General features: G+C 66.1%; 25 protein-coding genes and 1 riboswitch. Of the genes, 10 read left to right on the forward strand and 15 right to left on the reverse strand.

The genetic code is table 11. The annotated features are described in order from the left end of the window. Positions 1-11 precede the first annotated feature (11 nt). From M9921_01385 to M9921_01405, 5 genes are all read right to left on the reverse strand, one after another. A complete protein-coding gene (locus M9921_01385) occupies positions 12-974 on the reverse strand; it encodes a hypothetical protein (protein ID MCO5295487.1) in 963 nt (320 codons plus the stop codon). Then, positions 971-1,450, reverse strand: a complete 480-nt coding sequence (locus M9921_01390; GenBank protein MCO5295488.1) for a hypothetical protein — start codon at positions 1,448-1,450, stop codon at positions 971-973. Before M9921_01390 ends, M9921_01385 begins: the two co-directional genes overlap by 4 nt. A gap of 4 nt (positions 1,451-1,454) precedes the next feature. Then, entirely contained in the window at positions 1,455-2,084 is a 630-nt protein-coding gene (locus tag M9921_01395) for a sigma-70 family RNA polymerase sigma factor (protein MCO5295489.1), read from the reverse strand. Positions 2,085-2,173: 89 nt separating this feature from the next. Beyond that, positions 2,174-2,689: a hypothetical protein gene (locus M9921_01400; GenBank protein ID MCO5295490.1), complete on the reverse strand. Its 516-nt coding sequence runs from the start codon at positions 2,687-2,689 to the stop codon at positions 2,174-2,176. A gap of 100 nt (positions 2,690-2,789) precedes the next feature. Continuing rightward, positions 2,790-3,911: a M20/M25/M40 family metallo-hydrolase gene (locus tag M9921_01405; GenBank protein MCO5295491.1), complete on the reverse strand. Its 1,122-nt coding sequence runs from the start codon at positions 3,909-3,911 to the stop codon at positions 2,790-2,792. A 91-nt stretch (positions 3,912-4,002) separates the two neighbouring features. Here M9921_01405 and M9921_01410 point away from each other — a divergent pair, with 91 nt between their 5' ends. The 6 genes from M9921_01410 to dapF are packed head-to-tail and all read left to right on the forward strand — an operon-like array spanning position 4,003 to position 7,540. Further along, positions 4,003-4,569 carry a LemA family protein gene (locus M9921_01410; GenBank protein ID MCO5295492.1) on the forward strand — a complete coding sequence of 189 codons (567 nt, stop codon included), beginning with the start codon at positions 4,003-4,005 and terminating at the stop codon, positions 4,567-4,569. A 10-nt stretch (positions 4,570-4,579) separates the two neighbouring features. After that, positions 4,580-5,101, forward strand: a complete 522-nt coding sequence (locus M9921_01415) for an adenine phosphoribosyltransferase (GenBank protein ID MCO5295493.1) — start codon at positions 4,580-4,582, stop codon at positions 5,099-5,101. A 5-nt stretch (positions 5,102-5,106) separates the two neighbouring features. Beyond that, positions 5,107-5,496, forward strand: a complete 390-nt coding sequence (locus tag M9921_01420; GenBank protein ID MCO5295494.1) for a hypothetical protein — start codon at positions 5,107-5,109, stop codon at positions 5,494-5,496. A gap of 7 nt (positions 5,497-5,503) precedes the next feature. Continuing rightward, positions 5,504-6,418 carry a tRNA (adenosine(37)-N6)-dimethylallyltransferase MiaA gene (miaA, locus tag M9921_01425; GenBank protein ID MCO5295495.1) on the forward strand — a complete coding sequence of 305 codons (915 nt, stop codon included), beginning with the start codon at positions 5,504-5,506 and terminating at the stop codon, positions 6,416-6,418. A gap of 4 nt (positions 6,419-6,422) precedes the next feature. Beyond that, on the forward strand, positions 6,423-6,695 hold the full coding sequence (hfq, locus tag M9921_01430) for an RNA chaperone Hfq (protein MCO5295496.1): 273 nt from the start codon (positions 6,423-6,425) through the stop codon (positions 6,693-6,695). Continuing rightward, positions 6,692-7,540 carry a diaminopimelate epimerase gene (dapF, locus tag M9921_01435; protein ID MCO5295497.1) on the forward strand — a complete coding sequence of 283 codons (849 nt, stop codon included), beginning with the start codon at positions 6,692-6,694 and terminating at the stop codon, positions 7,538-7,540. Before hfq ends, dapF begins: the two co-directional genes overlap by 4 nt. Here dapF and M9921_01440 read toward each other — a convergent pair. From M9921_01440 to M9921_01455, 4 genes are all read right to left on the reverse strand, one after another. Further along, positions 7,537-8,154, reverse strand: coding sequence for a PilZ domain-containing protein (locus tag M9921_01440; protein MCO5295498.1), 618 nt, complete (start codon positions 8,152-8,154; stop codon positions 7,537-7,539). The two genes, dapF and M9921_01440, sit on opposite strands and share 4 nt — an antisense overlap. Before the next feature lie 65 nt (positions 8,155-8,219). Continuing rightward, entirely contained in the window at positions 8,220-8,702 is a 483-nt protein-coding gene (smpB, locus tag M9921_01445) for an SsrA-binding protein SmpB (protein MCO5295499.1), read from the reverse strand. A 38-nt stretch (positions 8,703-8,740) separates the two neighbouring features. Continuing rightward, complete coding sequence (locus M9921_01450; GenBank protein MCO5295500.1) at positions 8,741-9,541, reverse strand: ABC-2 family transporter protein; 801 nt, start codon at positions 9,539-9,541, stop codon at positions 8,741-8,743. A 38-nt stretch (positions 9,542-9,579) separates the two neighbouring features. Beyond that, positions 9,580-9,846 carry a hypothetical protein gene (locus tag M9921_01455; GenBank protein ID MCO5295501.1) on the reverse strand — a complete coding sequence of 89 codons (267 nt, stop codon included), beginning with the start codon at positions 9,844-9,846 and terminating at the stop codon, positions 9,580-9,582. Between the two features lie 85 nt (positions 9,847-9,931). Between M9921_01455 and leuS the strand changes: the two genes are divergently transcribed. After that, entirely contained in the window at positions 9,932-12,604 is a 2,673-nt protein-coding gene (leuS, locus tag M9921_01460) for a leucine--tRNA ligase (protein ID MCO5295502.1), read from the forward strand. Continuing rightward, positions 12,594-13,274: a tetratricopeptide repeat protein gene (locus M9921_01465; protein MCO5295503.1), complete on the forward strand. Its 681-nt coding sequence runs from the start codon at positions 12,594-12,596 to the stop codon at positions 13,272-13,274. Before leuS ends, M9921_01465 begins: the two co-directional genes overlap by 11 nt. On the opposite strand, the gene M9921_01470 is transcribed toward M9921_01465, so the two are convergent. The 3 genes from M9921_01470 to M9921_01480 are packed head-to-tail and all read right to left on the reverse strand — an operon-like array spanning position 13,271 to position 16,374. Beyond that, on the reverse strand, positions 13,271-14,458 hold the full coding sequence (locus M9921_01470; protein ID MCO5295504.1) for a hypothetical protein: 1,188 nt from the start codon (positions 14,456-14,458) through the stop codon (positions 13,271-13,273). The genes M9921_01465 and M9921_01470 overlap by 4 nt on opposite strands. Next, a complete protein-coding gene (locus M9921_01475; protein ID MCO5295505.1) occupies positions 14,455-15,618 on the reverse strand; it encodes an insulinase family protein in 1,164 nt (387 codons plus the stop codon). The genes M9921_01470 and M9921_01475 overlap by 4 nt, the downstream gene beginning before the upstream one ends. Before the next feature lie 12 nt (positions 15,619-15,630). Beyond that, positions 15,631-16,374: an SDR family oxidoreductase gene (locus M9921_01480; protein MCO5295506.1), complete on the reverse strand. Its 744-nt coding sequence runs from the start codon at positions 16,372-16,374 to the stop codon at positions 15,631-15,633. 47 nt (positions 16,375-16,421) lie between these two features. After that, a riboswitch (TPP riboswitch) is annotated at positions 16,422-16,532 on the forward strand. 50 nt (positions 16,533-16,582) lie between these two features. Here M9921_01480 and M9921_01485 point away from each other — a divergent pair. Further along, positions 16,583-17,392: a DUF1559 domain-containing protein gene (locus M9921_01485; protein MCO5295507.1), complete on the forward strand. Its 810-nt coding sequence runs from the start codon at positions 16,583-16,585 to the stop codon at positions 17,390-17,392. On the opposite strand, the gene M9921_01490 is transcribed toward M9921_01485, so the two are convergent. Further along, positions 17,322-19,562: a prolyl oligopeptidase family serine peptidase gene (locus M9921_01490; GenBank protein ID MCO5295508.1), complete on the reverse strand. Its 2,241-nt coding sequence runs from the start codon at positions 19,560-19,562 to the stop codon at positions 17,322-17,324. The two genes, M9921_01485 and M9921_01490, sit on opposite strands and share 71 nt — an antisense overlap. A 186-nt stretch (positions 19,563-19,748) precedes the next feature. Between M9921_01490 and M9921_01495 the strand changes: the two genes are divergently transcribed. Next, positions 19,749-19,925 carry a hypothetical protein gene (locus tag M9921_01495; protein ID MCO5295509.1) on the forward strand — a complete coding sequence of 59 codons (177 nt, stop codon included), beginning with the start codon at positions 19,749-19,751 and terminating at the stop codon, positions 19,923-19,925. 37 nt (positions 19,926-19,962) lie between these two features. Here the strand turns inward: M9921_01495 and M9921_01500 are convergent, their stop codons facing one another. Together M9921_01500 and hisF are read right to left on the reverse strand one after the other, a co-directional pair. Beyond that, positions 19,963-20,655, reverse strand: a complete 693-nt coding sequence (locus tag M9921_01500) for a HisA/HisF-related TIM barrel protein (GenBank protein ID MCO5295510.1) — start codon at positions 20,653-20,655, stop codon at positions 19,963-19,965. After that, positions 20,652-22,115, reverse strand: a complete 1,464-nt coding sequence (hisF, locus tag M9921_01505) for an imidazole glycerol phosphate synthase subunit HisF (GenBank protein MCO5295511.1) — start codon at positions 22,113-22,115, stop codon at positions 20,652-20,654. The genes M9921_01500 and hisF overlap by 4 nt, the downstream gene beginning before the upstream one ends. Positions 22,116-22,156 lie beyond the last annotated feature (41 nt).

The raw sequence follows: 22,156 nt of genomic DNA on the forward strand, positions 1-22,156 counted from the left end.
CTGACGGGTGGTCAGCGGTTCATGCTGCGGGCAATCGCAGCCAGTTGCGGCTTGGGAACGCTGCCGACCAGAGCGTATGTGACGTTGTTCGCGGTCCAGATTTGCACGTTGAAATCCTGCCCTGCCAAGGTTCGGATCCGGCGCTCGTCCACCCGGTTCCTGACGATGAACAGCGAGAGCCGGGCCGTTCGGCCCAGATACGTCTGCGCGAGCACCGGCTCTCCGCCGAGCCGGAGGAGGCGCGCGGATTCCAGCTGGAACCCGGCATCGGCAGGAAGAGTCGCCGCGGGAAGGCCCGACTGCTTGGCGAGCCGCCGCATCTGCATCTCGGGCGTGACCTCGCGCGCGCCGCGCCGGGAAAGGTCGAACTCGTTCGGCCTAAAAATCGGCTCAAGCTGGACGGTCGTGAACTCGAAGAAGCCCAGGCGCGTGCCCACGCGGTCGAAGATCTCGCGTTTCAGGATCATTCCCGAACGCGGGTCGATCCACAGGCGCTGCACCACGTTGCCGTTCGGGTCCGAAAGCGCGACACTCTGCGTTCGGAACCCGGCCACCGGCCCGCCCGGACTCGCCTCCACCTTGAGCTGTCCTTGGCGCACCAACTGCAACATGCCCCGAAGCCTTTCGAAGGCCTCCTCCCGCCGAGCCGGAAGCGTCAGGATCTCGTTCGTGTCCGGCATGAAGTGCCGGCGACGGTTGCCGTCCTCGACGATGACTTGGCCCGCAAATTCGGAATCCGGCGGGAACTCGATGCGCGTCCGTTCTCCGTCCCGGCGAACGAACTCGACGTGGCGCGTCACTTCCGAACCCACTTTGAACTCGACGATCCGCGTCCCGGAGTAGCGGAGCTTGGGGCCGTTCGCCATCGCGTTCCGGAGGGCCTCGGGCAGCGCACCTTGCGCAGAGACGGTTCCCGCCAGGGCGCAGAACGCGCCGAATGCGGCACCGAGTTTCAAGGTTCGGGTGGGGCTCATAGCGTTTCCAAATCCAGTTCGTTCCAATCGTACGGCGAGGCCGCCGGAGCCGGCCGGTGGGACGCGGCGAGATCGTGCGGGGTCAGCCCGACGCCGGCGATGTCCGTCGTGCGGACCGTCTCGCGGTGCGTCAGGATGAGCGACGCCTCGAGCGAGGGCTCTGAAGCGCCCGATCCCGTTGGCACCGGGCGTGGCTGCGCGAAGAAGAGCGCCGCGGCGAGAGCCGCACCGGCCGCCAGGCCCACCGTCGGACGAAGGAACCACGGACGCGCCGGTTTGGGGGCGAGCGACCGCAGGCGCTCGTTCAATCGGCTTCGCCACTCGAGGCTCGGGGTGTCCTCGGCGAGGGCGCGCACTTGCTCCCGGACGCGCTGCTGGCCACGGGATTCCAGCGCGGCCTCGAACCGCTCCCTCTCCTCCTGCGTCGCCATGCCCGATTCCACCCGCGACGCCAACTCGATCAACGAATACTCCATGTCCCTATTCCAAATCCTTTGGATCCACGTAGGCCTTCATCACGGCCTGAAGGTGCGCCCGCGCAAGGAACAGCCGGCTCTTGACCGTTCCCACGGGCACGCCCAGCACCTCGGCGATCTGCTCGTACGAGAGGTCGTCCCGATCGTGCAGCAACAGCACCGAGCGCAACTTGTCGCTCAGCGAGGCGATCCCCTGCTCCATCGCCAACGCCAACTCGTCGTCCAACACCGCCCCCTCGGGGTTTCCGCGATGATCGGCGATCTCGAAGGGCTCCTCTTCGCCGTGGAACGCATCGAGCCGCATCTCGGCAGGCGACCGTCGCGAGCGACGCGCGCGGTCCACGCAAAGGTTGTGCGCGATGCGGAAGAGCCACGTCCGCACCGAAGAGCGGCCGTCGAATCGATGGATGCTCTGGAATGCTCGAATGAACACCTCTTGGGCGATGTCCGAGGCGTCCTCGCCGTCGCCGACCATCCGACGCACAAAACCAAAGACGCGGCTCTGGTACGCGTCCACGATCTTGCCGAACGCTTCCACGTCCCGACGACGGCACCGCTCGACGAGCGCTTCTTCGGTTGCCGCCTGCGCGCGTCGATCGGGGCTCAGTCCCATGGCCTCAAGGCAAAACTCCATCGTTCCACGGTAAAGACGCTCCCGACGACGCAGGGTTCACTTCGGGGTCGTTCCCGATGGGCCTTGTGGCGAACGATGGGCCCGAGGCGCTAGAACCTCAAGCCCACCATGACGGCGAACCCGTTGACGCGCTCCTCGAACGATCCGAAGTAGCGCGCCTCGACGAACATGTCGCTCCCGAACTGCTTGAACTCCTTCCCCACACCGAACGAGTACGCAAAGCGCGTCGAATCCTCGGTCCGGGTGATCGTCGAACTGCCCGAGGTCGAGGTGCGCGGAACCTGCGCGAACGTCACGCCCGCGCCCGCGGTCCAGTAGAACTCGGCGTTCCTCGTGACGACGTTGAACAACACGGGCACGCTTCGGAAGTCGCCCTTGGAGTGGTAATCGGCCGAAACCGTGGTCGCACGCGTCCCGTTTCGGGTCGCGCGCTCCGAAAGCTGGTACTCCAGCCCGGCGACGAGCCACTGCTTGCCCTCGGCCCGCGCGCTGACGTGGCCCGGAAACAGGTAACCCAACTTGACCGACAGACCCTTCGTGGGGGCGTCCTGCGCCATCGCGGCCGTCGCGGCCAACGCGCAAACGCCGCAGGCAATCCCTCGCATCTTCCTCGAACTCATCCTCAATCCTCCTCGTTCCTGTAGACCAGACGGTCGTTCCACCGATTCTGGCGCGTTCGGCGGAAACATTGCGTCCCGCGGCGTTTCAAACCTCGCCTGCTTTCACCAGGATGCGGTACGCGAGCCGCGCGGTCTGCACCAGGTCCGCCCGCGACACATGCTCGTCGTGCGTGTGGATTTGCTGCATCCCCGTTCCCAACACGATGCACGGCACGCCCGCGGCGTTGAACACGTTCGCGTCGCTGCCTCCCAACGTCGTGCGCAGCTCTGCGCCGAAACCCAGCTCGCCCGCGGCGGCCGCCGCCACGGCGACCACCTTCGCCTGAGGTTCGATCGAATAGCCCCCGTAGTGGCGGGCGTGGTCGATGATCACCTGGGCTCCAAACTTCTCCGCGGCCGCCTCGAAACGGCACACCATGTGGTCGATCTGCGCGTCGAGCTCCGCGACGCTCGTGCTCCGCGCTTCGGCACGCAGGTGCACCTTCGGGCACACGATGTTGGTTCCCGTTCCTCCCTCGATCACGCCGATGTTCGCCGTGGTCTCGGGCCCGATGCGGCCCAACTTCATCCCGCTGATCGCCTCCGCGGCGACCTCGATCGCGCTGATCCCCTTCTCGGGGTCTTTTCCCGCGTGGGCGGGCTTGCCGAGGATGGTCACGTCCAGCTTGTCGTGCGAACCCGTTCGCGTCACGAACGAGCCCACCGGCGGACCCGTGTCGAGCACGTAGCCGAAATCGAGGCCCAGCGAGGCGATATCCAGGGCGGCCGCCCCCTTGAGTCCGATCTCCTCGGCGACGCTGAAGAGGAGGCACACGTCGCCATGCGGAGGCTGGATCTCGATGAGGGCGCGCACGGCCTCGATGGCCGGCGCCATGCCCGCCTTGTCGTCCGCGCCCAGAATCGTGTCGCTTTCACTGAAGAGCACGCCGTCGCGCTCTCCGATCTCAAGCCCGCGGGTGGGTTCGACCGTGTCGAAGTGGGCGGAGAGAAACACCTTGGGCGCGCCGGGCACGTTGCCGTCCAACCAGGCGATCAGGTTGTTCGCGTTTCCCCCGATCTTCTCCCCGGCGCGATCCTCCTCGACCCGAAGGCCCATCTCGGTCAAGATCCCCTTCACGTGCGCGACGCTCTCGGCTTCGGCGAGCGAGGGCGCGTCGATCAGGCACAGCTCGCGAAAGAGGGAGACCAAGCGTTCCTCGTTGACCATCGCACCAGTCTAACCCGCGCCGAGGCAAAGCGGCCGTTCCTCGATGAGAACGGGGCAACCTGGGAGCGTCCTCCACCGTCTCCTCCATCGTATGTGGATCGCCCTGACCGCCCTCGCCGTGGTGCTCGCCCTCGTCATCGCGCAGTACAACGCCATCGTTTCCCTGCGCCAGATGGTCCGCAACGCCTGGTCGGACGTCGACGTGTACCTGAAGCGTCGGGCCGAGCTCATTCCGAACCTCGTCGCCGCGGTGAAGGGGTACGCGTCGCACGAAGCGGCTGTGCTCGAGGGCCTGGCGGAGGCGCGGTCGCGGGCAATCCAACTCAACGTGCCCAATTCCGAGAAGGCCGCGGCGGAGGGACAGGTCGGGGAGCGCCTCGTCAAGGCCCTCGTGTTGGCCGAGAGCTATCCCGAACTCAAAGCAAACGAGAACTTCCTCAACCTCCAGCGCGAGCTGGCGGACACCGAGAAGCACCTCGCCTCGGCCCGCCAGTACTACAACGCGTGCGTGCGCGACCTCAACATCAAGATCGAAGCCTTCCCGAGCAGCCTCGTCGCTGGGGCCATGGGTGCCAAACACGGGGAGTTCTTCGAACTCGAATCGGTCGCCGAGCGGGTCGCGCCGTCCGTGGGCTCCGGGTCGGCCCCGAAGGTATAGTCTCGGCGGCATGGCCGAACTCCTAGCGACCACCCTGATCCGGGACGTCCCCGATTTCCCAAAGCCGGGAATCATCTTCAAAGACATCTCGCCCGTTCTCCAGCACCCGGCGGCGTACAACGAGGTCGTCGACCTTCTGTGCGAGGACGCCAAGGCCCGCGGCGCCGAGACGATCGTCGGCATCGAGAGCCGCGGGTTCTTGTTCGGCGTGCCGATCGCGCTGCGGCTCGGCCTGCCGTTCGCCATGGCCCGCAAGCTCGGAAAGCTCCCGTTCGACCGCATCTCCGAGGAGTACGCCCTCGAGTACGGGACGAACACCGTGGAGATGCAGATCGATGCCATCGACCCCGGCCAACGCGCCTACGTGGTGGACGACCTGCTCGCCACCGGAGGAACGGCCGCCGCGGCCGCGCGGCTCGTCGAACGCCTCAACGGCAGCGTGTGCGGCTTCGGCTTCATGGTCGAGCTCTCCTTCCTCAAGGGCCGGGAGAATCTCCTCGGCTATCCCATCACCGCCTTGTTGGAGTATTGATCCTTATGCGACCCGCCAAACCCCTTCTCGCACTGCTCGCGCTCGGCGTCATGTTCGCCGTGGCCGCGGACGCCCTCACCGTGGACGCGCTGCTCCAGGAAGCGGCGAAGCACGACGGCAAGCCCGTGACGGTCACCGGCAAGGTCGTCGAGTTCAAGCAGAAGACCTCCCGTGCCGGCAACAAGTACTTCACCCTCCAGCTCAAGGGCAAGTCGGAGAACCTCAACGTGTACGGACACGGCGAACTGACACCCGCGCCGAAGAAGGACGACCGCGTCGAGGCGAGCGGGGTGTTCCGCCGGGAAAAGAAGGTTCAGACCTTCACCGTCAAGAACGAAGTCGACGTCTCGCCGGTCGAGGGCAAGAAGTACGGCGTCAAGATCCTGAAGGAGTAGCGTCGCCATGCACTCCGGTCGGCCGGTCCTCGTGGGCGTGTACGGGCCGACGGCATCCGGCAAGTCCGAGCTCGCCGAGGCCCTCGCCAACGAGCTGGACGCCGGCTTGGTCAACGCCGATGCGTTCCAGGTGTACCGCGGGCTCGACATCGGCACGGCCAAACCCGTTGTTCGGGACCGGTACTCGCTCCTGGACGTGGTCGATCCGCAGGATAGCTTCAGCGTCGGGCAGTGGATCGCCCTGGCGCTGGACGAGTTGGAGACCCTCTGGAGTGCAGGCCGCTCGGCCGTCGTCGTCGGGGGAACGGGCTTGTACCTGCGCGCACTGTTCGAGGAGTATGCCGAGCTCGCGGGCCCTCCGGACGCGGGCGTGCGCGAGGAGCTCGCCGCGCGCGAAAGCGACGAGGGGCTTGGCGCGCTCGCCGCGGAACTGCAGCGCCTGGCGCCGGAGCGCGCGGCGACGATCGATTTGAGGAATCCCGTGCGCGTCAAGCGCGAATTGGAGAAATTGCGCTCAAATGCACAACCCGCCCCCTTTCAACTTCCCCCCTTCGGCAAGGTAAAAATCGGACTCTGGCTTCCGAGCGAGGCCGCGGAAGCGCGGATCGCCGCGCGCGTGGAGTCGATGTTCGAGCAAGGATGGGCTCAAGAGGTTCACGGGTTGCTCGACGCGGGGGTTGCAGAATCGGCCCCGGGAATGCGGGCGATCGGCTACCGCGACATCGCCGCAATGTTGCGGGGTACTTTGTCGAGAAGCCAAGCGATCGAGCAGATCGCGAGTGCGACGAGGCAATATGCTAAGAGGCAACGCACGTGGATGCGTGCGGAGCCAAACCTCCACCCGTTGGAGGGAGGATTGAAATGCGCGCCGGTTGGGCGCGCGATGGAGTTGATTCGCGCTCGGCGCGAGGAGTTGAAATAGCCGAATGGGCAAATCGATCAATCTACAGGACATGTTCCTGAACCAGGTGCGCAAGGAAGGAATCGGCGTCACCGTCTACCTCTCGAACAGCGTCCAGCTCCGCGGTCAGGTCCGCGGGTTCGACGCGTTCACGATCTTGCTGGAAACACCCGGCAAACCCACCCAGCTCGTCTACAAGCACGCGGTGGCGACCATCGTGCCCGCACGAACCGTTGGGACGTACCGAAACACGGAGCACCCGCCGTCCGAGCATCACGCGCCGCCCGAGGACGAGTGATCCCCTTCACGAAGATGCACGGGATCGGAAACGATTTCGTGGTCGTCGACGCCGTGGCGTCCAACCCGCTCGAGGGAAGGGACGCCGCAGTGCTCGCACGTGCAATCAACGACCGGCGGTTCGGCGTCGGCGGCGATGGCCTCATCGTGGTGGACCGGCCCTCGGACGTGTTCCGCATGCGGATGTTCAACCCGGACGGCTCGGAGAGCGAGATGTGCGGCAACGGCGTCCGCTGCGTCGCACGGTTGTTGAAGGAGCGCGGCCACGCCGATTCGCCCCAGATCGCCCTGGATACGGGTGCCGGGCGCCTGACGCTCGATCTGCTCGAGGATCGACGCGTGCGCGTCGATATGGGGCCGGCCCGCCTCACGCGAGGCGCCATCGGCATGACGGGCGCCCCCGACGAGCGTTTTGTCGACCAGCCGATCGCCGTGGGAAACACGACGTTGTCGGGGACGGCGGTCGGGATGGGCAACCCCCACCTCGTGCTCTTCGTCGACGATGCGGGGGCCGTCCCGCTGGCCCGGTTGGGTGCAGAGCTGGAGCACCACGAAGCGTTTCCCAACCGGGTCAACGTCCACTTCGTTCAAGTTCTCGATCGTTCGACGCTCCTCCAGCGGACGTGGGAGCGCGGGGCGGGTGCGACGCTGGCTTGCGGCACCGGTGCGTGCGCGTGCGCAGTCGCGGGTTTCCTCACGGGAAGAAGCGATCGCCGAGCCACGCTGCGGCTGCCCGGCGGCGAGTTGGAGATCGAATATGCCCTGGACGGGAGGGTGTTGATGACCGGTCCCGCCGAAACGGTCTTCGAGGGGCACTGGCCGTTCAGGCCCGAGCCGTCCGGTTAAGCGGCTTCGCCTTTGTTGAGGAAGCCGTGCAGGTAGTACCGGGCTCCGCCGACATAGTCGAGAAACTCGAGCCCCACTCCGCCTCGTCCCGCATCGCGGGCGACGATGGCGAGGATGCGTACGGGTTGCGTGCCGAGGGTCATGTTGATCTCGACGAGCGCCCCGGGCGTCAATGGCCGGTCCGGAACGACCCAGACGCCGCCGAGGCTGATATCCTCGGTCTTGCCGCCAAAGTGCTGGACCTCGACCCCGTCTTCGGACTCGATGACCGATCGGAGCGACACGGAGGCCTCGATCGGGTGGCGCGGGAACCGTCGGCGATCCACCTCTTCCCAACCGAAGTGGCCCACTTGGATCCGCCACCCGTCCCCGTCGGGCACCACCTCGGCGATCTCGGCTTCGGCCTTGGCGTACTTGCCGTCGCTTTCGAGGACGAGCATGACGCGTTGCCCGGGTTTCAAGCGCTCGGAGGCGGGCTCGCTGCAGGTCGCGGCGAAGGGGCGCACCGAGACGACCGTCGACGTCAGGGCGTGGGGGGTCGCGTCTTCATAGAAGATGATTCCGACCTCGCTCCCGGGCGTCGCGGCATGCTGTGATCCGTTGACAGGTTCCACGATGGTAATGATCGGGAGACGATTTGGCGTTCCTCACCTGGCAACTCGTGGAATTCCCGAGGATCTTAATAATCGCCCGAACGTGCCCGCTCGATGTCCCGCCGTGTCTCGTCCTTGGCCAGTTGCCGCCGCTTGTCGTACTCGCGCTTTCCTTTGGCCAGGGCGATCTCGACCTTGACCTTCCCGTGGTTGAAATACACCTTGCTTGGGATCAAGGCCAGAGATTTCTCCTGCGCGCGCCTTTCGATCAAGGTGAGCTGCCGCCGGTGCAGCAGCAACTTCCGGTCGCGTCTGCGGTCGGGTTGGAAGTGGGCCGCGTGCTTGTACGGCTCGACGTCCATGTTGATCAGCCAAAGCTCCCCGTTGCGGAACAGGCAGTACGCATCGGTCAAGTTGGCGTTTCCCTGCCAGACGCTCTTCACCTCGGAACCGATCAGCACGATGCCGGCCTCGAACGTGTCGAGGAACTCGTAGTCGTACCGCGCGCGGCGATTTTGAATCGCCCGCGGAGGACCGGAGCCGCTATCGGAAGCCTTCTTTTTGGCCATTGGGAGGACCGCTAGGGTACCCCTTCGACCACGGGAAACTACATTCCGACGCCGGTGTAGTAGGGCAGCCCCTTCTTCCAGAACAGCTTGGCCAAGCCCGAGCACACGGCGATCCAGACGAGCTGGGTCGCGAGCGCACCCAAGGCGTCGCCGCCGGTCAGGCGCCCGATGAGAATTTCCGTCGGCGCTCCGGTCGTGAAGTAGAACGGAAAGAGGTGGGCGACCTGGCGCGCCCAGTCCGGCAAGACCGCCACGGGAAAGAGCTGGCCGGACAGGAACATCATCGGGATGTAGTACAGGCCGAAGATCGACTGGGTCTCCTGGAAGAACAGGGCGATCATCGCCATCATCATCACAAAGCTGAAGCTCACGAGGTGGCCGAGCAAGACGCTCGTCCAGAACATCCAGCCGAACTCCAGGGTCGCCTCGCCGAGGAACCCCCGGTAGGCGAACAGCAGCAGCACGAAGAACGGGGCGAAGAGCGAAAACCGGATCACGCGCCACGCCAGATTGCGGAAGAACGTGAACTGGAAGAAGTTGATGGGCCGGATCAGGTTGGTGGAGAACTGCCCCTCCTTGATCTCCATCGCCACGTCCCACATGATGTGGCTCGTGATGAAGCTGCCCAGCAGCAGCATGCACAGGTAGTAGAGGACGAAGTCGCTCGTGGTGAATCCGGCGATGGGCCCGCTCTTCCCTGCCGCGGCCCACACGAGGGGCATCGTGACGGCCGTGACAACGTCCGTCATGATCCAGATCACGCCCGCGGCCCGGTAAGCCAACCCGTCCTGGAAGTAGACGGAGAACACCGCGCGCCACTTTCGAAGCGTCCGAGGCATGGGGGATTATGGTTTGTGGTTTGTGGTTTGTGGTTCGATCAGTGGGAGACGGCGGACGAGAAACGACTCGGTGCGGGGAACCACGCCTCGAACTCCTCGTCCGTGGCGAGGTTGTTGCCGTACAGCACCTCGCCCACCAACGCGTACCGGCGCGTGAGAAAGTGGCGCAGCCACATGTGCGCGTCAAGCTCGCCCCGATCGAGCATCTCCCGCAACTGCTCGGCCCGGTAGCACCCGGTCTCCACTCCCGCGCGATCGACCGACCACTGGCTCCACCAGCCTCGAATTCCGAATCCGACTTTCATGTCTACTCCTTTAGACGCGAACGGCGCCTGCGAGGTGGCATCTTCGCGTCGGAGGTCCCACCGGCCCTGAGGTAAAACCCCTTCGATGCCCGACCGATACGAGCCGTCCACGTTTGAGGCCAAGTGGCGCGAGCGATGGAAGGAGGCCGACCTGTTCCGCACGCGAGAAGAGCCGGAGCGGCCGAAGTTCTACGGGCTCGACTTCTTTCCGTACCCCAGCGGCGCGGGCCTCAGCGTCGGGCACTGCCGCAACTACATTCCGACCGACGTGCAGTGCCGCATGAAGTTCATGCAGGGCTGCAACGTGCTGCACCCGATGGGATTCGACGCGTTCGGGCTCCCCGCGGAGAACGAGGCGATCGCCAAGCAGACCCACCCGCGCGAGATGATCGAGCGGTACGCCGCCAACTACCGTCGCCAGATGGAGCTGGTCGGCATCTCCTACGACTGGTCGCGCAGCTTCTCCTCGAGCGATCCCTCCTACTACCGCTGGACCCAGTGGATCTTCAAGAAGCTCTTCGAGCGCGGCCTGGCCTACCGAAAGATGGCCAGCGTCAACTGGTGTCCCGTGGACGCCACCGTGCTCGCCGACGAGGAGGTCGTCGGGGGCCTGTGCTGGCGCTGCGACTCGCCCGTGGAGAAGCGCTGGATTCCCCAGTGGTTTTTCAAGATCACGGAGTACGCGCAGCGGCTCCTCGACGACCTCGACGGCCTGGATTGGCCCGAAGGGATCAAGCAGCAGCAGCGCAACTGGATCGGACGCAGCGAAGGGGTCGAGTTCGAGATTCGCATCGCACCGCCCCGTCAGATCGAACGCGAGGAGCCCGAGGCGGACTTTCAGCTCCTGACCCTGGACAAGAAGAACAGCTTCCGAGTGTTCACCACCCGGATCGACACGATCTTCGGCATGACGTTCTGCGTGCTGGCACCCGAACACCCGCTCGTCGAGAGGCTGTTGGGCTGGGTTCCCGAGGACAACGCGGAGGAGATCCGACTCTACCGGGACGCCGCGAAACGCCTGAGCGATACGGATCGTCTGGCGACGACCCGCGAGAAGACGGGCGTCTTCACGGGGGCTTATGCGGTGAACCCCGCCAACGGCGAACGGGTGCCGATCTGGGTCGCCGACTACGTGCTCGCGGGCTACGGAACGGGCGCGATCATGGCGGTCCCGGCCCACGACGAGCGCGATTTCGAATTTGCCACCAAATTCCGAATTCCCATCGTCCAGGTCATCCGTCCCCCCGAGGGCGAGTCGGAGGAGCTGCCATTCGACGCGAAGGAGGGCACGATGATGAATTCCGGCGAGTACGACGGGCTCTCGATCCACGACGGGCAGAGGGCCCTCGGCGAGTGGATCGAGGCGTTGGGCATCGGCGAACGCAAAGTCCAGTACCGCCTCCGAGATTGGCTGATCAGCCGCCAGCGGTACTGGGGCTGCCCGATCCCGGTGATCCATACCAAGGAGGAGGAGATCCAGCTCGTCCCGGACGAGTGCCTGCCGGTCGAGCTCCCGGACGTCGAGCACTACGAACCGAGCGGCGACGGCACCAGCCCGCTGGCGCAGATCGACGAGTTTGTGAACACCACCGACCTGGACGGCCGCCTCGGCCGGCGCGAAACGGACACGATGGGCGGCTTCGCGTGCTCGAGCTGGTACTTCCTGAGGTTCTGCGACCCGCACAACGACGACGCCCCGTGGGACCCCGAGCGCGTGCGGTACTGGATGCCGGTCGACTCCTACGTCGGTGGGGCCGAGCATGCGGTCATGCACTTGCTGTACGCCCGGTTCTGGACCAAGGTGCTTTACAACGCGGGGCTCGTGCCCGTCTCCGAACCCTTCCAACGCCTCGAAAACCAGGGCCAGGTGCTCGCCCGCACGCCGTACCGGCTGCCTCGCGAGGACGAGCGGCTCGCCGTCGGCGAAGAGGGAGTCCGGATCTCGTTCGACGAGGCGCGTGCGCTCCGCGAAGACCAGATCTTCTACCGCTGGGCCCGGATGAGCAAGTCCAAGGGCAACGTCGTCACCCCGGACGAGGTCGTCGAGAACGAGGGCGCCGACGCGCTGCGCGTGTACGAGCTGTTCGTCGCACCGTTCGAGCAGGACGTGCAGTGGTCCAACGAGGGTCTGCAAGGCGCGGTTCGGTTCCTCAGCCGGGTGTTCAAACTCGCCCACGAGCTCTTGCCCGTCTGGGAGCCCGAGTGGCGCGCCTCGATCGGCGTCGAAGAGATGGGCGCCCGCGAGCGCGACCTGAGGCGCGCGACGCACCAGACGATCCGCAAAGCAACCGAAGACATCGACCGATTCGCGTTCAACACCTACATCGCGGCCTTGATGACGTTCCTCAACACGCTCACCGACGCCATTCGGGGCGTGGACCTCGATCAGGCGAGCCGTGCCCAACGCCTGGCGCTCAGCGAGGCGCTCGAATCCCTGGTGCTGATCCTCAGCCCGGCCGCCCCGCACAGCGCCGACGAAATCTGGGAGTCGCTGCGCACGGAGAACGCTCCCGCCTTCACATACCTCGGCGAGTGGCCTTCCTGGGATCCCGAGATCGCCAAGGACGAGTCGGTCACCGTCGCCATTCAGGTCAACGGCAAACTCCGCGACACGGTGGAGTTGCCCGCAGGGGCTTCGAAGGAGGCTCACGAAGCCGCTGCCCTCGCGTCCGAACGGGCGAAAACGCACCGCGAGGGCAAGGAGATTCGGCGCGTGATCGTCGTGCCCGACAAACTGGTGAACATCGTTGCCAACTGAATCCAAGAGCTACCGTCTGCCCGCGGGCATCGTGCTCGCGATCGGCATCGCCATCCTCGCCTGGGCCTTGACGTTCCGCGGCTGTTCCAAGGCCGAGGACTCGCCCGACGAGATTCCCGTCTACCGGACGGCCGCCGAGGCCAACCGGGCCATGGACGAGGCTGCCAAACTGTCGATCCAGCCCCTCCTGGACTTCCAGAAGGGCGACCCGTTGGGCGAGCCGCAAAAGGCCGACCTTGCGCGCGCCGAGCGGCTCCTCAAGGGCGTCGTCGCGTTCGAGCCCGGCTACTTCACCGCCTTCACGGCCGTGGGACGCATCGAATTCGTTCTCGGGGATTACGCCGAGGCCGAGCGCTACCTCCGAGAGGCCGTCCGGCTCGCTCCCGAAGAGCTGAAGGACGAGTGGGTGGTCATCGCGGCCGAAACGCACTACTGGCTATCCCGCACCCTTTACGCCAGCAAGCTGTACGCGAACGCGCTCGACGAGGCCGAGATCGCGATGAAACTGGCTCCCGACAACGTGGAGAACCTCTTCGCGCGGGCTCAGGCGTTGATTCAGGTCGACAAGCCAGATCTCGCTCGCAAGGACGTCGCGAAGGCGCTGGAGCTGGATCCCGAACACGTGCCCAGCCAGCGGCTCAAAAAGCTCCTCGACCTCGCAGAGGGCTAGTCGGCCTTGAACCACTCGCGGCGGGAGGTCTCGACGATCTCCCGGGCCGCGTCCTTCATCTCCTGGAGCCGGACCGAGCCCATCGATTGAAGCAGGCCCGACGGATCGTAGGGCGAGCCTGTCTTCATGAGCCAGTAACCTGCAAGAAACGCCCGACCGCGAAGATCGTAGGGCGGCGGGCCGTGCGCGTCGAGCGCAAGCAGCCCGAGCGGAACGTCGCCCATCAACTCGGCGCGCGCGATGCCCAGCGCACGCTCGCGGTCCTCCTCCGTCCACTCCTGGACGGCTTTGAGCACGGTGGTTTGGACCGTGTCGAACATCTCGGCGCTCCACGTCCCCCGATGCGCAAACATGAGGCGGGGCGCGAAGCCGTCGGGGTCCGGTCGGAGCATCGCCTCCTGCCGGTAGCTGAGAGCGAGCGACTCGCGCACGACCTCGTGCAGGACGGAACCCTTGCCGACTCCCAGGCCGCACAGCGCAAGGAGCCGCTGCGGCAGGGCGACGTCACGGCCCGAGAAGGGCTTGCCCGCCCATGCGAGCACGTGCACCCGGCCATGGTACTCCCGCCAAGCCTCCACCGGCGGCGCGTCGGGCAACGGGCGGGGCAGGGCCACCGCCTGCCAACCCGCAAATCGGCTCTCCAGCGCGGCGCGAGCCTCGCCTGGCTCGAACGCCCCGGCCGCCGAAAGAACGACCGTGTCCGGCCGAAACAACCGCTTGGCCAGCTCTCGAACCGTGCCCGTCCGAACGCGGCCGGCGTCTGGGGTCCCGGAAGCGAGGGCCTGCCACCAGGGCTCGTCGTGCTGGAACGGCAGCTCCTCCAACGCCCGCTGCACGTCGGCCTCTTCGAGCGAGGGGCGCCGTAGGACGGACTCGAGAAGGGCGGCGGCGATGGCCATCTGTCCCTTGGGCAGGGTGATCGTCACGCGGATCGAGTCCGGCGTCAGGATGCAGCGCATCCGGTCGCCACCTTGGAGGGCGTAAGCGAGCATCTGTCCTGGCGTGAAGTCTTGGGTCGCGAGCGGCAGCACGCGGGCGAGCACCTTCGCGGCCGCCAGGTCGCGGGGTCCCTGTTCGGGAACGGGCGCGATCGCCTGGACGCACACCAGGCCGTCCGCGGGCATGATCGTCTCGACGATCCGCGGCGCCTGCATCGCGGTCCACGCAAGCGTGGCCAGGATCATCGTCCCAACCCCACGACCACGACCGAGCGCTCAGGGCCCAACGACGCCATGCCTTCGCGGAAGTCCTCGAGGGTCATCGCCCGGACGTTCTCGCGAAAGATCTCGGGACGGAGGCTGGCCCCCTGGGAGAGCAGGTGCCCCCGGGACGCGGCGATGGCGGCGGCCCCGCCCAGCTTCTGCCCGACCCACAGCTCGAGCAATTCCCGACCGAGCGGGTAGAGCGCGTCAATCTCGGCGGGGGTGAGCGAGTCGATCATCAGTCCGAGGCCGCTGGTCGAACTGGTCCGTCCGAGCACGACCAAACCGTCGATGGCACTGGGGGTGTACGTGACGAAGGCGTTGTCGAAGCGGCTCGCGACGGCCAACGCGGCGCTGAGCGACCAGGTGGCTCGGGGGTCGAGCAACCCTGGCACGATCGCGGCTCGGGCCTCTCCGAATGCTCCTTCGATCTCGACCCGCCCGGGTTTTCCCTCCCGGCGCATCGCCTGCGCGGGCTCTTCTCCGGGCGATTTCTTCGCAAGAAAGGCCCTTCCAGATTGGATCGCCTCCTCGAGATCAATGGGTCCCACGATCGTCAGGGCAAGGCGCCCTGAGCCGAAGAGGTCGCGGGCGACCGCCGCCAGGGCCTTCGGGGTGGTCTTGCGGATGGCACCGATCGAGCCAAGGGCATCGAGGCCGTACGCCCCGTACGCTTGGGTCCATGCCGCGCGTCCAAGGCGGGCCTCATCGGTGTCGAGCGCGAACTCCTGTTCGAGGATCCGAGACTCCCGGTCGATCGCCTCTTGCGTAAACGTCGTTTGATCGAGCACTTCCATGAGGGCTGCGATCGCGACGTTCACCTTCGATGGCGGGGCCCATACGGTGAACTCCATGCTGTCCCGCCCGGTGGCGGCCGTAAGGAACGCCCCTTCCGCCTCCAGCCTCCGATCGAGGGTGCCCTGGGAGCCCTTGGCCGCGAGGTGCTCGAGCAGGTGCCGCTGGCCGTGCGTGACCGCGCTCTCCGCGACGCCCCGCGTGGAGGCGAAGAGGCTCACGACGACGTACGGGGACGCCACGCGCTCGGCCAGCACGACCGCCCCGTTGGGCATCAGAGACCGCATCCGAGGTGCGTCCTGCGGCGGTTGCAGGAGAAGCGCCGCCAGTCCGACGATCGCTAACATCGCCCAGCCGCCTTAGTGGAAATAGCTCGCCCCATTGATGTCGATCACGACCCCCGTCAAGTACGACGCCTCGTCGGAGAGCAAAAATGCGGTCGCGGCCGCACAATCTTCGGGCGTGCCCATCCGCCCCGCCGGAATCGTCCCGAGGATCTCGGGAAGACGGTCTTGCATTCCCTCGCGCACCATCGCGGTATCGACCCAGCCGGGCGCGATCCCGAACAGTTGGATGTTCTTCGGCGCGAGCTCGACGGCAAGGGAACGGGTGAGGCTGATGAGCGCGGCCTTGGACGCCGCGTAGAGCGACGCGCCCGACTCGCCTTTGAAGCCGACCCGGCTCGCCACGTTGAGAATCTTGCCTCCCCCGAGCTCGGCGAAATGGCGCACGGCGGCCCGGGTTGCATCGAGCGGCGCCTCGAAGTTCACAGCGAACGTTCGGTGGCGGTTGGCGTGGAGGACCGCGCTGGAGGCCTCGCCAAAGTCGATGGGCATGTAGACGCCGGCGTTGTTCACAAGCGCATGGACGGCCCCATCGCGCACGGCGCGCTTGAAGAGGCGCGCCCCCGCGTCCGCCTGCGTGAGGTCGGCTTGGTAGAGGCCGACGGCGCGGTCGCCCAGCAGTTTGCGCGTCTGCTCGGCCTCCTCCGCGTCGAATCCGTAGTGCAGGGCCACGTCCCATCCGGCCTCGGCCAGCCGCACCGCAATCGCCCGCCCGATTCCGCGGGAGGAACCGGTCACCAACACCCGCTTGGTTTCCACGGGAGGAGTTTACATAAAGAGTAAAATGAAACCGCGCGCTGCAAACAGCCAACCACTAGGGGTGCCCCATACGGGGCTGAGAGTTTCGCCTCGGGCGAATAACCCTTTGAACCTGATCCGGCTCGAAACCGGCGGAGGAAATGTGGAGCGGACGCCGATGGAGCCCCGTTTCACGAGAACGGCCATGGCGGCACGCAAGGAGTAGCAAATGAACACCGCGCAAAGGCCCCTGCGGGGCTTCACGCTCATCGAACTGCTCGTCGTGATTGCGATCATCGCGATCTTGGCGGCGATCCTCTTCCCCGTCTTCGCCCAAGCCAAGGAGGCCGCCAAGCGGATCGCGTGTGTGAGCAACGCGCGCCAGATCGGGCTCGGCGTGATCATGTACAACGCCGACTACGACGGCACCTACCCCATCCACTACGCCTACAACTCGCAGCCGCCTGCGGGCCAACCCGGCCACAAGGGCGTCGAGGTGGAGCTGATGCCGTACGTGGGGGGCAAGGAGCGCCAGACGGCCGCCGGCACCGTCGCGCCTCTGAACCCGCTTTTCAAGTGTCCCTTGGACTCCGGCGGGCCCTACACGGCCCTCGACGTGCCGGGTTCCACCTCGTATTGGGATGCCTACGGCAGCAGCTACCGCTTCGGCGGGTGCATGTTCTCGATGGTCGAGGGCGAGTCCTCGAGCAACAACGTGCTGCGCGACTTCACCCGTCTGGTCAACGAAGGCGCGGTGCAGTTCCCCGCCGAAACGCGGGTGATCCGGGGCGAGATGTTCCCGATCTTCGACCGGAAAAACTTCCCGCAGGCGTGCGAGGTGTACGGCTACGACTGCGACCCGCCGTACAACTACTACCGCCAGTGGCACTCGACCGGCGGCACGATGATCTTCGCCGACGGACACGCCAAGAGCGTTTCCGGGCGCGGCGGCTTCGACAACGCGCGCGTCAACCCCGAGGGGAACCGATCGGGAGACCCGCATCCGACGAGCGGAAGCTGGTACTGGGAGTGCGATTAGGCATTCCCAGCCACCTCCAAAGGTAGGTCATCACCTCGACGAACACGTGCGGGCGGCTGGTGGCCTTCCCGATGCTGTGGTCGTCGCGGGGATAGAGCATGAGGTCGAAGTGCTTGCCGTGTTCGATCAAGGCCTGCATGAGGCGCGCGGTGTCCTGGAACAGCACGTTGTCGTCCAGGATGCCGTGGATCATCAAGAGGTGGCCTTGGAGCCCGTCGGCGTACGAGATCGGGCTGGTCTTCTTGTAGATGTCCTCGTGCTCCTTCACGCTGCCGAGCCGCCGGGTGGTGTACCACTCGTTGTACGATCGCCAGTCGGTGACGGGCGCGACCGCGACGCCGGCTTTGAAGACGCCGGGCTTGGTCAGCATGACCATGTCGGTGAGGAACCCGCCGTAGCTCCAGCCCCAAAGCCCCACGTTCTCCGCGTCCACATAGCCAAGTGAGGCGAGGTACTCCTTGGCCGCCACGGCCTCGTCGCCGTCGATCAGCCCCATGGCGTCCTTGTAACCGCTGTTGAACTCGCCGCCGGTGCCCCAGCTCGCCCGGAAGTCGACCTGCAGCACGACGAAGCCCAACTCCATCGCCGCATAGTTCTCGAAAAACCCGTTCCACGCGCGCTTGGCGCTGTTCGCGTACATGTTCGAGAGGAACGCGGGATGCTTCTTCGACTTGTCGAGGTTCGGCGGCTCAATGAGCAACCCATGGACGGTCGCCCCATCCTTCGCCTTGAACGTCACGTCGCGCATCGTCGCCCACGGGACCTTGTCGAACTCGGCGGGCTGGCTGTGGGTGAGGCGCTTGACGCCGGGTTCGACCGAATAGAGCTCCCACGGCACCGTTCGGCTGCTCGCCAGGGTCGCCATGCTCCGTCCGTCGTCGCTCATGAGCGGCGAGGCCGCGTCGTCGAAGTTCTTCGTCGTGGCCATGCCGTCTTCGATCGGGACGATCGTGCGCGGCTCCTTGCCGGGATCGAGAATCGTAATCTCGGAGACGAGCGGTCCTCGGTTCATGGTCGTCAGGACGATGCGGTCGGAGTCTTTCGGGCGGGCGAGCGCGACGACGTCTCCCTGGCCCTTGTAGACCAGTTCGGTCTTGCCTGCACTATCGATGCGCACGACGTGGCGCAGGGTGAACGCGCCGTCGGCGATTTCGGTTCCCAGCAGAAGGTGCTCGCTGTCGCGCTGCCAAACGAGGGGGCGCCAGTCCGGGATGTAGTTCTTCGGCGCCTTCTCGTGGAAACGCGTGGTCGTCCAGCCGAATTCCGGATCGGCGATGGTGATCGTGAACTCTTGGAAGTCCTCGGAGATCCAACCGATCGCGAGCCGTCCGCTGTCGGGCGACCACTCGACGTCCTTGACCCACAGGTACCTCGGAAGCTCCTTGGCCCACTGGATCAGGCCGCCGTCGATGCCCACGAACCCGATCTGGTTGTTCACGCTCCGCTCGCCGGCCCACATGCGGCGGATATTCACGACCTCCGCGCGGTCCTTGCTGAAGTCCATCATCACGTGCTTGCCCATCTTGCTGTCGTCCGACCACGTCACGGCGATCCGCTTGCCGTCCGGCGAGACATAGAAGCCATCGATCGACGTGTTGGGTTTGGAGACGAACGTAAGCTGCTTGATCCGCCCTGTGGCGCGATCCAAGCGGAACAGGTTGTTGGAGGAGAGGTAGAGCAGGTACTTGCCGTCGGGCGAATACTGGACCCCGCCCAGCGAGAGGCCGCCGTTGGCGGGGGTCGAGAGGTTGGAACCGTCGGGGTTCACAGTCCACGTGCGGCCTTTGTAGGAGAAGAGGATCTCTTTCGAGTCGGGCGACCACTGGAAGCTCGAGATGCCCCCGTCGTACAGCTTCGCCTCCTTCTTCTCGAGGTCGGTTCGCGAGTCGTCCTGCCGCGGCAGGTCCTCGATGCTGTCGGCCTCGACGATGCGCCTCTTGGCGCCACTGGGATAGTCCATCACCCAGACGTCGAGTTTCCGCTCGCCCGTCTCGTTCCACCCGAACACGATCTTGGACCCGTCGGGCGCCATCGTCGCTCCGGCTGGGCTGCGTCCGTTGACCAGCGGGTACTGGTAGTACCTCTCGAGCGGGATCTTCGCCTTGGGAAGTTCTTGGGCGAAGGCGCCGACGGCGACGAGAGCGGCGAGAAAGGCGAGTGCGGTCTTCACACCGTGGGTTTACCCCGGTGCGTCGTTTCTCGTCTTTCGTTTGTCCTTTGTCCTTTGTCGGGACCGGTGGTTGGGGGACCGCCCCACGCCCGTGGGGATGAACCGCGCTACGAACCAGATCACGGGTACCTTGCCCGCGCTCGACGAGTTCGACACCGACCCGGTGCCCGTACCATAATCAATACAATGGATAAGCATCGAAAGGCGGTCATAAAGCACGAGACCGACGCCTGGGTCGCGCACCTTCGAGACTACTTCGAACAACTGCGGCGCGATCGCGAGGCCGAAGGGGTCAAGCCCGTGCCCTCGTGGGTCGAGCCTCTCGGCAGCTTCGCCGAGGATCGCCCTGAGCGACACAAGTAACGGTTGAGAATTGCCGCAGGCTTGTAAGATCGAGCCTTTATGTCCCCCGCAGATCCTCCAAATCGAGCTTGCCCGTGTACACGGCCATGCCGATGGCCACATCGATCTCCAACGCCTGCAGGGCCCGGATCTCCTCGAGGCACGCGACGCCTCCCGCCGCGGTGATCGCCATGGTCGTGGCCTGCCGCAGGCGGCCGAACCACTCGAGGTCCGTGCCCTGCATCGTCCCTTCCCGGTCCACGAACGTGCACAGCACCCCAGCACAGAAGGGTTCGAGGGCGGGCAGCAGAGCTTCGGCCTGGAGGCCCGTCCCTTGCGTCCATCCGCGCACCACGACTTCCCCGCCCTTTGAATCCAAAGCCACCAGCAACCGCTGGCGGCCGATGGATTCGGTCAGCGACCCCAGGAACTCCGTGTCCAACCTTCCTTCGCGGAAGGCGGAGGTTCCCACGATGACCTTCGCGGCCCCCAACTCGACCAGCGCCCGCCCCCGGTCCACCGTGCGCACGCCGCCTCCCACCCGGGTGACCGCTTGGGACGCCAGCGACTCGACGATCGCCGAGTTCTCTCCGCGTCCGAGCGCCGCGTCGAGGTCGATCACCTGGATCTCGGGAAAGCCATCGAACCGCCTCAGCATCTCCTGCGGTTCGGGTCCTTCGAGGGCCTTTTCGCGCCCCTGGACGAGCTGAACGACCTTTCCGCCCATCAGATCGATGCACGGCACGATCATGGGCGCACCCGCAATCCGGCTCCCGCCAGCTCGGCCTTGAGCGAAGCCACGGTGTGGTTCCCGAAGTGGAAGATCGAGGCGGCCAGCGCCGCATCGGCCCGCCCTTCCTCAAACACGCGCACGAAATCAGCAGGCGAGCCCGCGCCACCGCTCGCAATCACCGGCACCGGCACGGCATCCGCCACGGCGCGGGTGAGGGGGACGTCGAAGCCCGTCTCTACGCCGTCCGTGTCCATCGAGGTGAGCAAGATCTCGCCCGCGCCTCTTCGCACCCCCTCGCGAGCCCACTCGAGCACGTCCCGGCCCGTGTCCAGGCGGCCTCCGTGCGAGAAGGCGGTCCATAGATGCCGGGAGTCGGGAGACGGGAATCGGGAATCGGGAGACGGGAATCGGGAATCGGGAGACGGGAGACGGGAGTCGGGAATCGGGAATCGGGAATCGGGTGTGGCGTGGGCGTCGATGGCGAGCACCACGGCTTGGGAGCCGAAGGCCTCGGCCAGCTCGGTGATCAGCTCCGGGCGGGCGAGGGCCGCGCTGTTCACGGCCACCTTGTCCGCCCCCGCCCGCAACAGGCGCTTCGCGTCGTCGGCGTTCCGCACGCCGCCTCCGACGCACAAGGGGACGAACACTTCGCGCGCGACGGCCTCGACGATCTCGACGATCGTGTCCCGCTGATCGGTCGACGCCGTGATGTCCAGAAACACGACCTCGTCGGCCCCCTGCTCGGCGTACCGCCGGGCCAGCTCCACGGGGTCGCCGGCATCCCGCAATCCCACGAAATTCACCCCTTTGACCACCCGACCCGCATCGACGTCGAGGCAGGGGATGATCCGGGCCGTCGGGAGCCCCTCTGGGGCTGGGTTTGTGGTTTGTGGTTCGTGGTTTGTGGGTTCCGCAAGGGCCTGTTCCAACCAGGCCAGGCCCGCCTGGCCCGACTTCTCCGGGTGGAACTGCGCGCCGGCCACCCGGTCCAAGCGCGACGCGGCCGCGAACGGCGACCCGTAGCTGCCGACGAGCGTGGTCTCGGGACCGACGGGAGCGGCGAACGAGTGCGCAAAGTAGTAGAACGCCCCGCTTGATACCTCGGACCAGCCCATGTGCGGCACCTTCGGTACGTCCTGGAGACGACGCACCTGGCCCGGCAGGAGGCCCAGACCCGGGACGCCGGGCGCCTCCTCGCTCTCCTCGTAAAGCGCTTGGAAACCCAGACAGATACCCAGCAACTTGCCGCCGGATGCCACGTGCTCCAGAAGGGCGTCGCGCAGCCCGGCGGCGTCCAGCGCCCGCATCATCGCCCCGAAGTGCCCCACGCCGGGCAGGAGCACCGTCCTCAAACCCTGGAGGTCTCGCGGTCCGGCCACCGGGCGGTGGGGCACGCCCAGGGCGTCGAGCGCATTGCCGACCGACAGCAGGTTCCCCGCCCCGTAATCCACGACTCCAATCGGTTGGTCTGTTCTCATCGCCCGCCACTTCTTTTGAGTGAAGGCGCGGATGAATCCGC

Source organism: Fimbriimonadaceae bacterium (assembly GCA_023957775.1).
In the GTDB taxonomy this organism is placed as follows: Bacteria; Armatimonadota; Fimbriimonadia; order Fimbriimonadales; family Fimbriimonadaceae; genus JAMLGR01.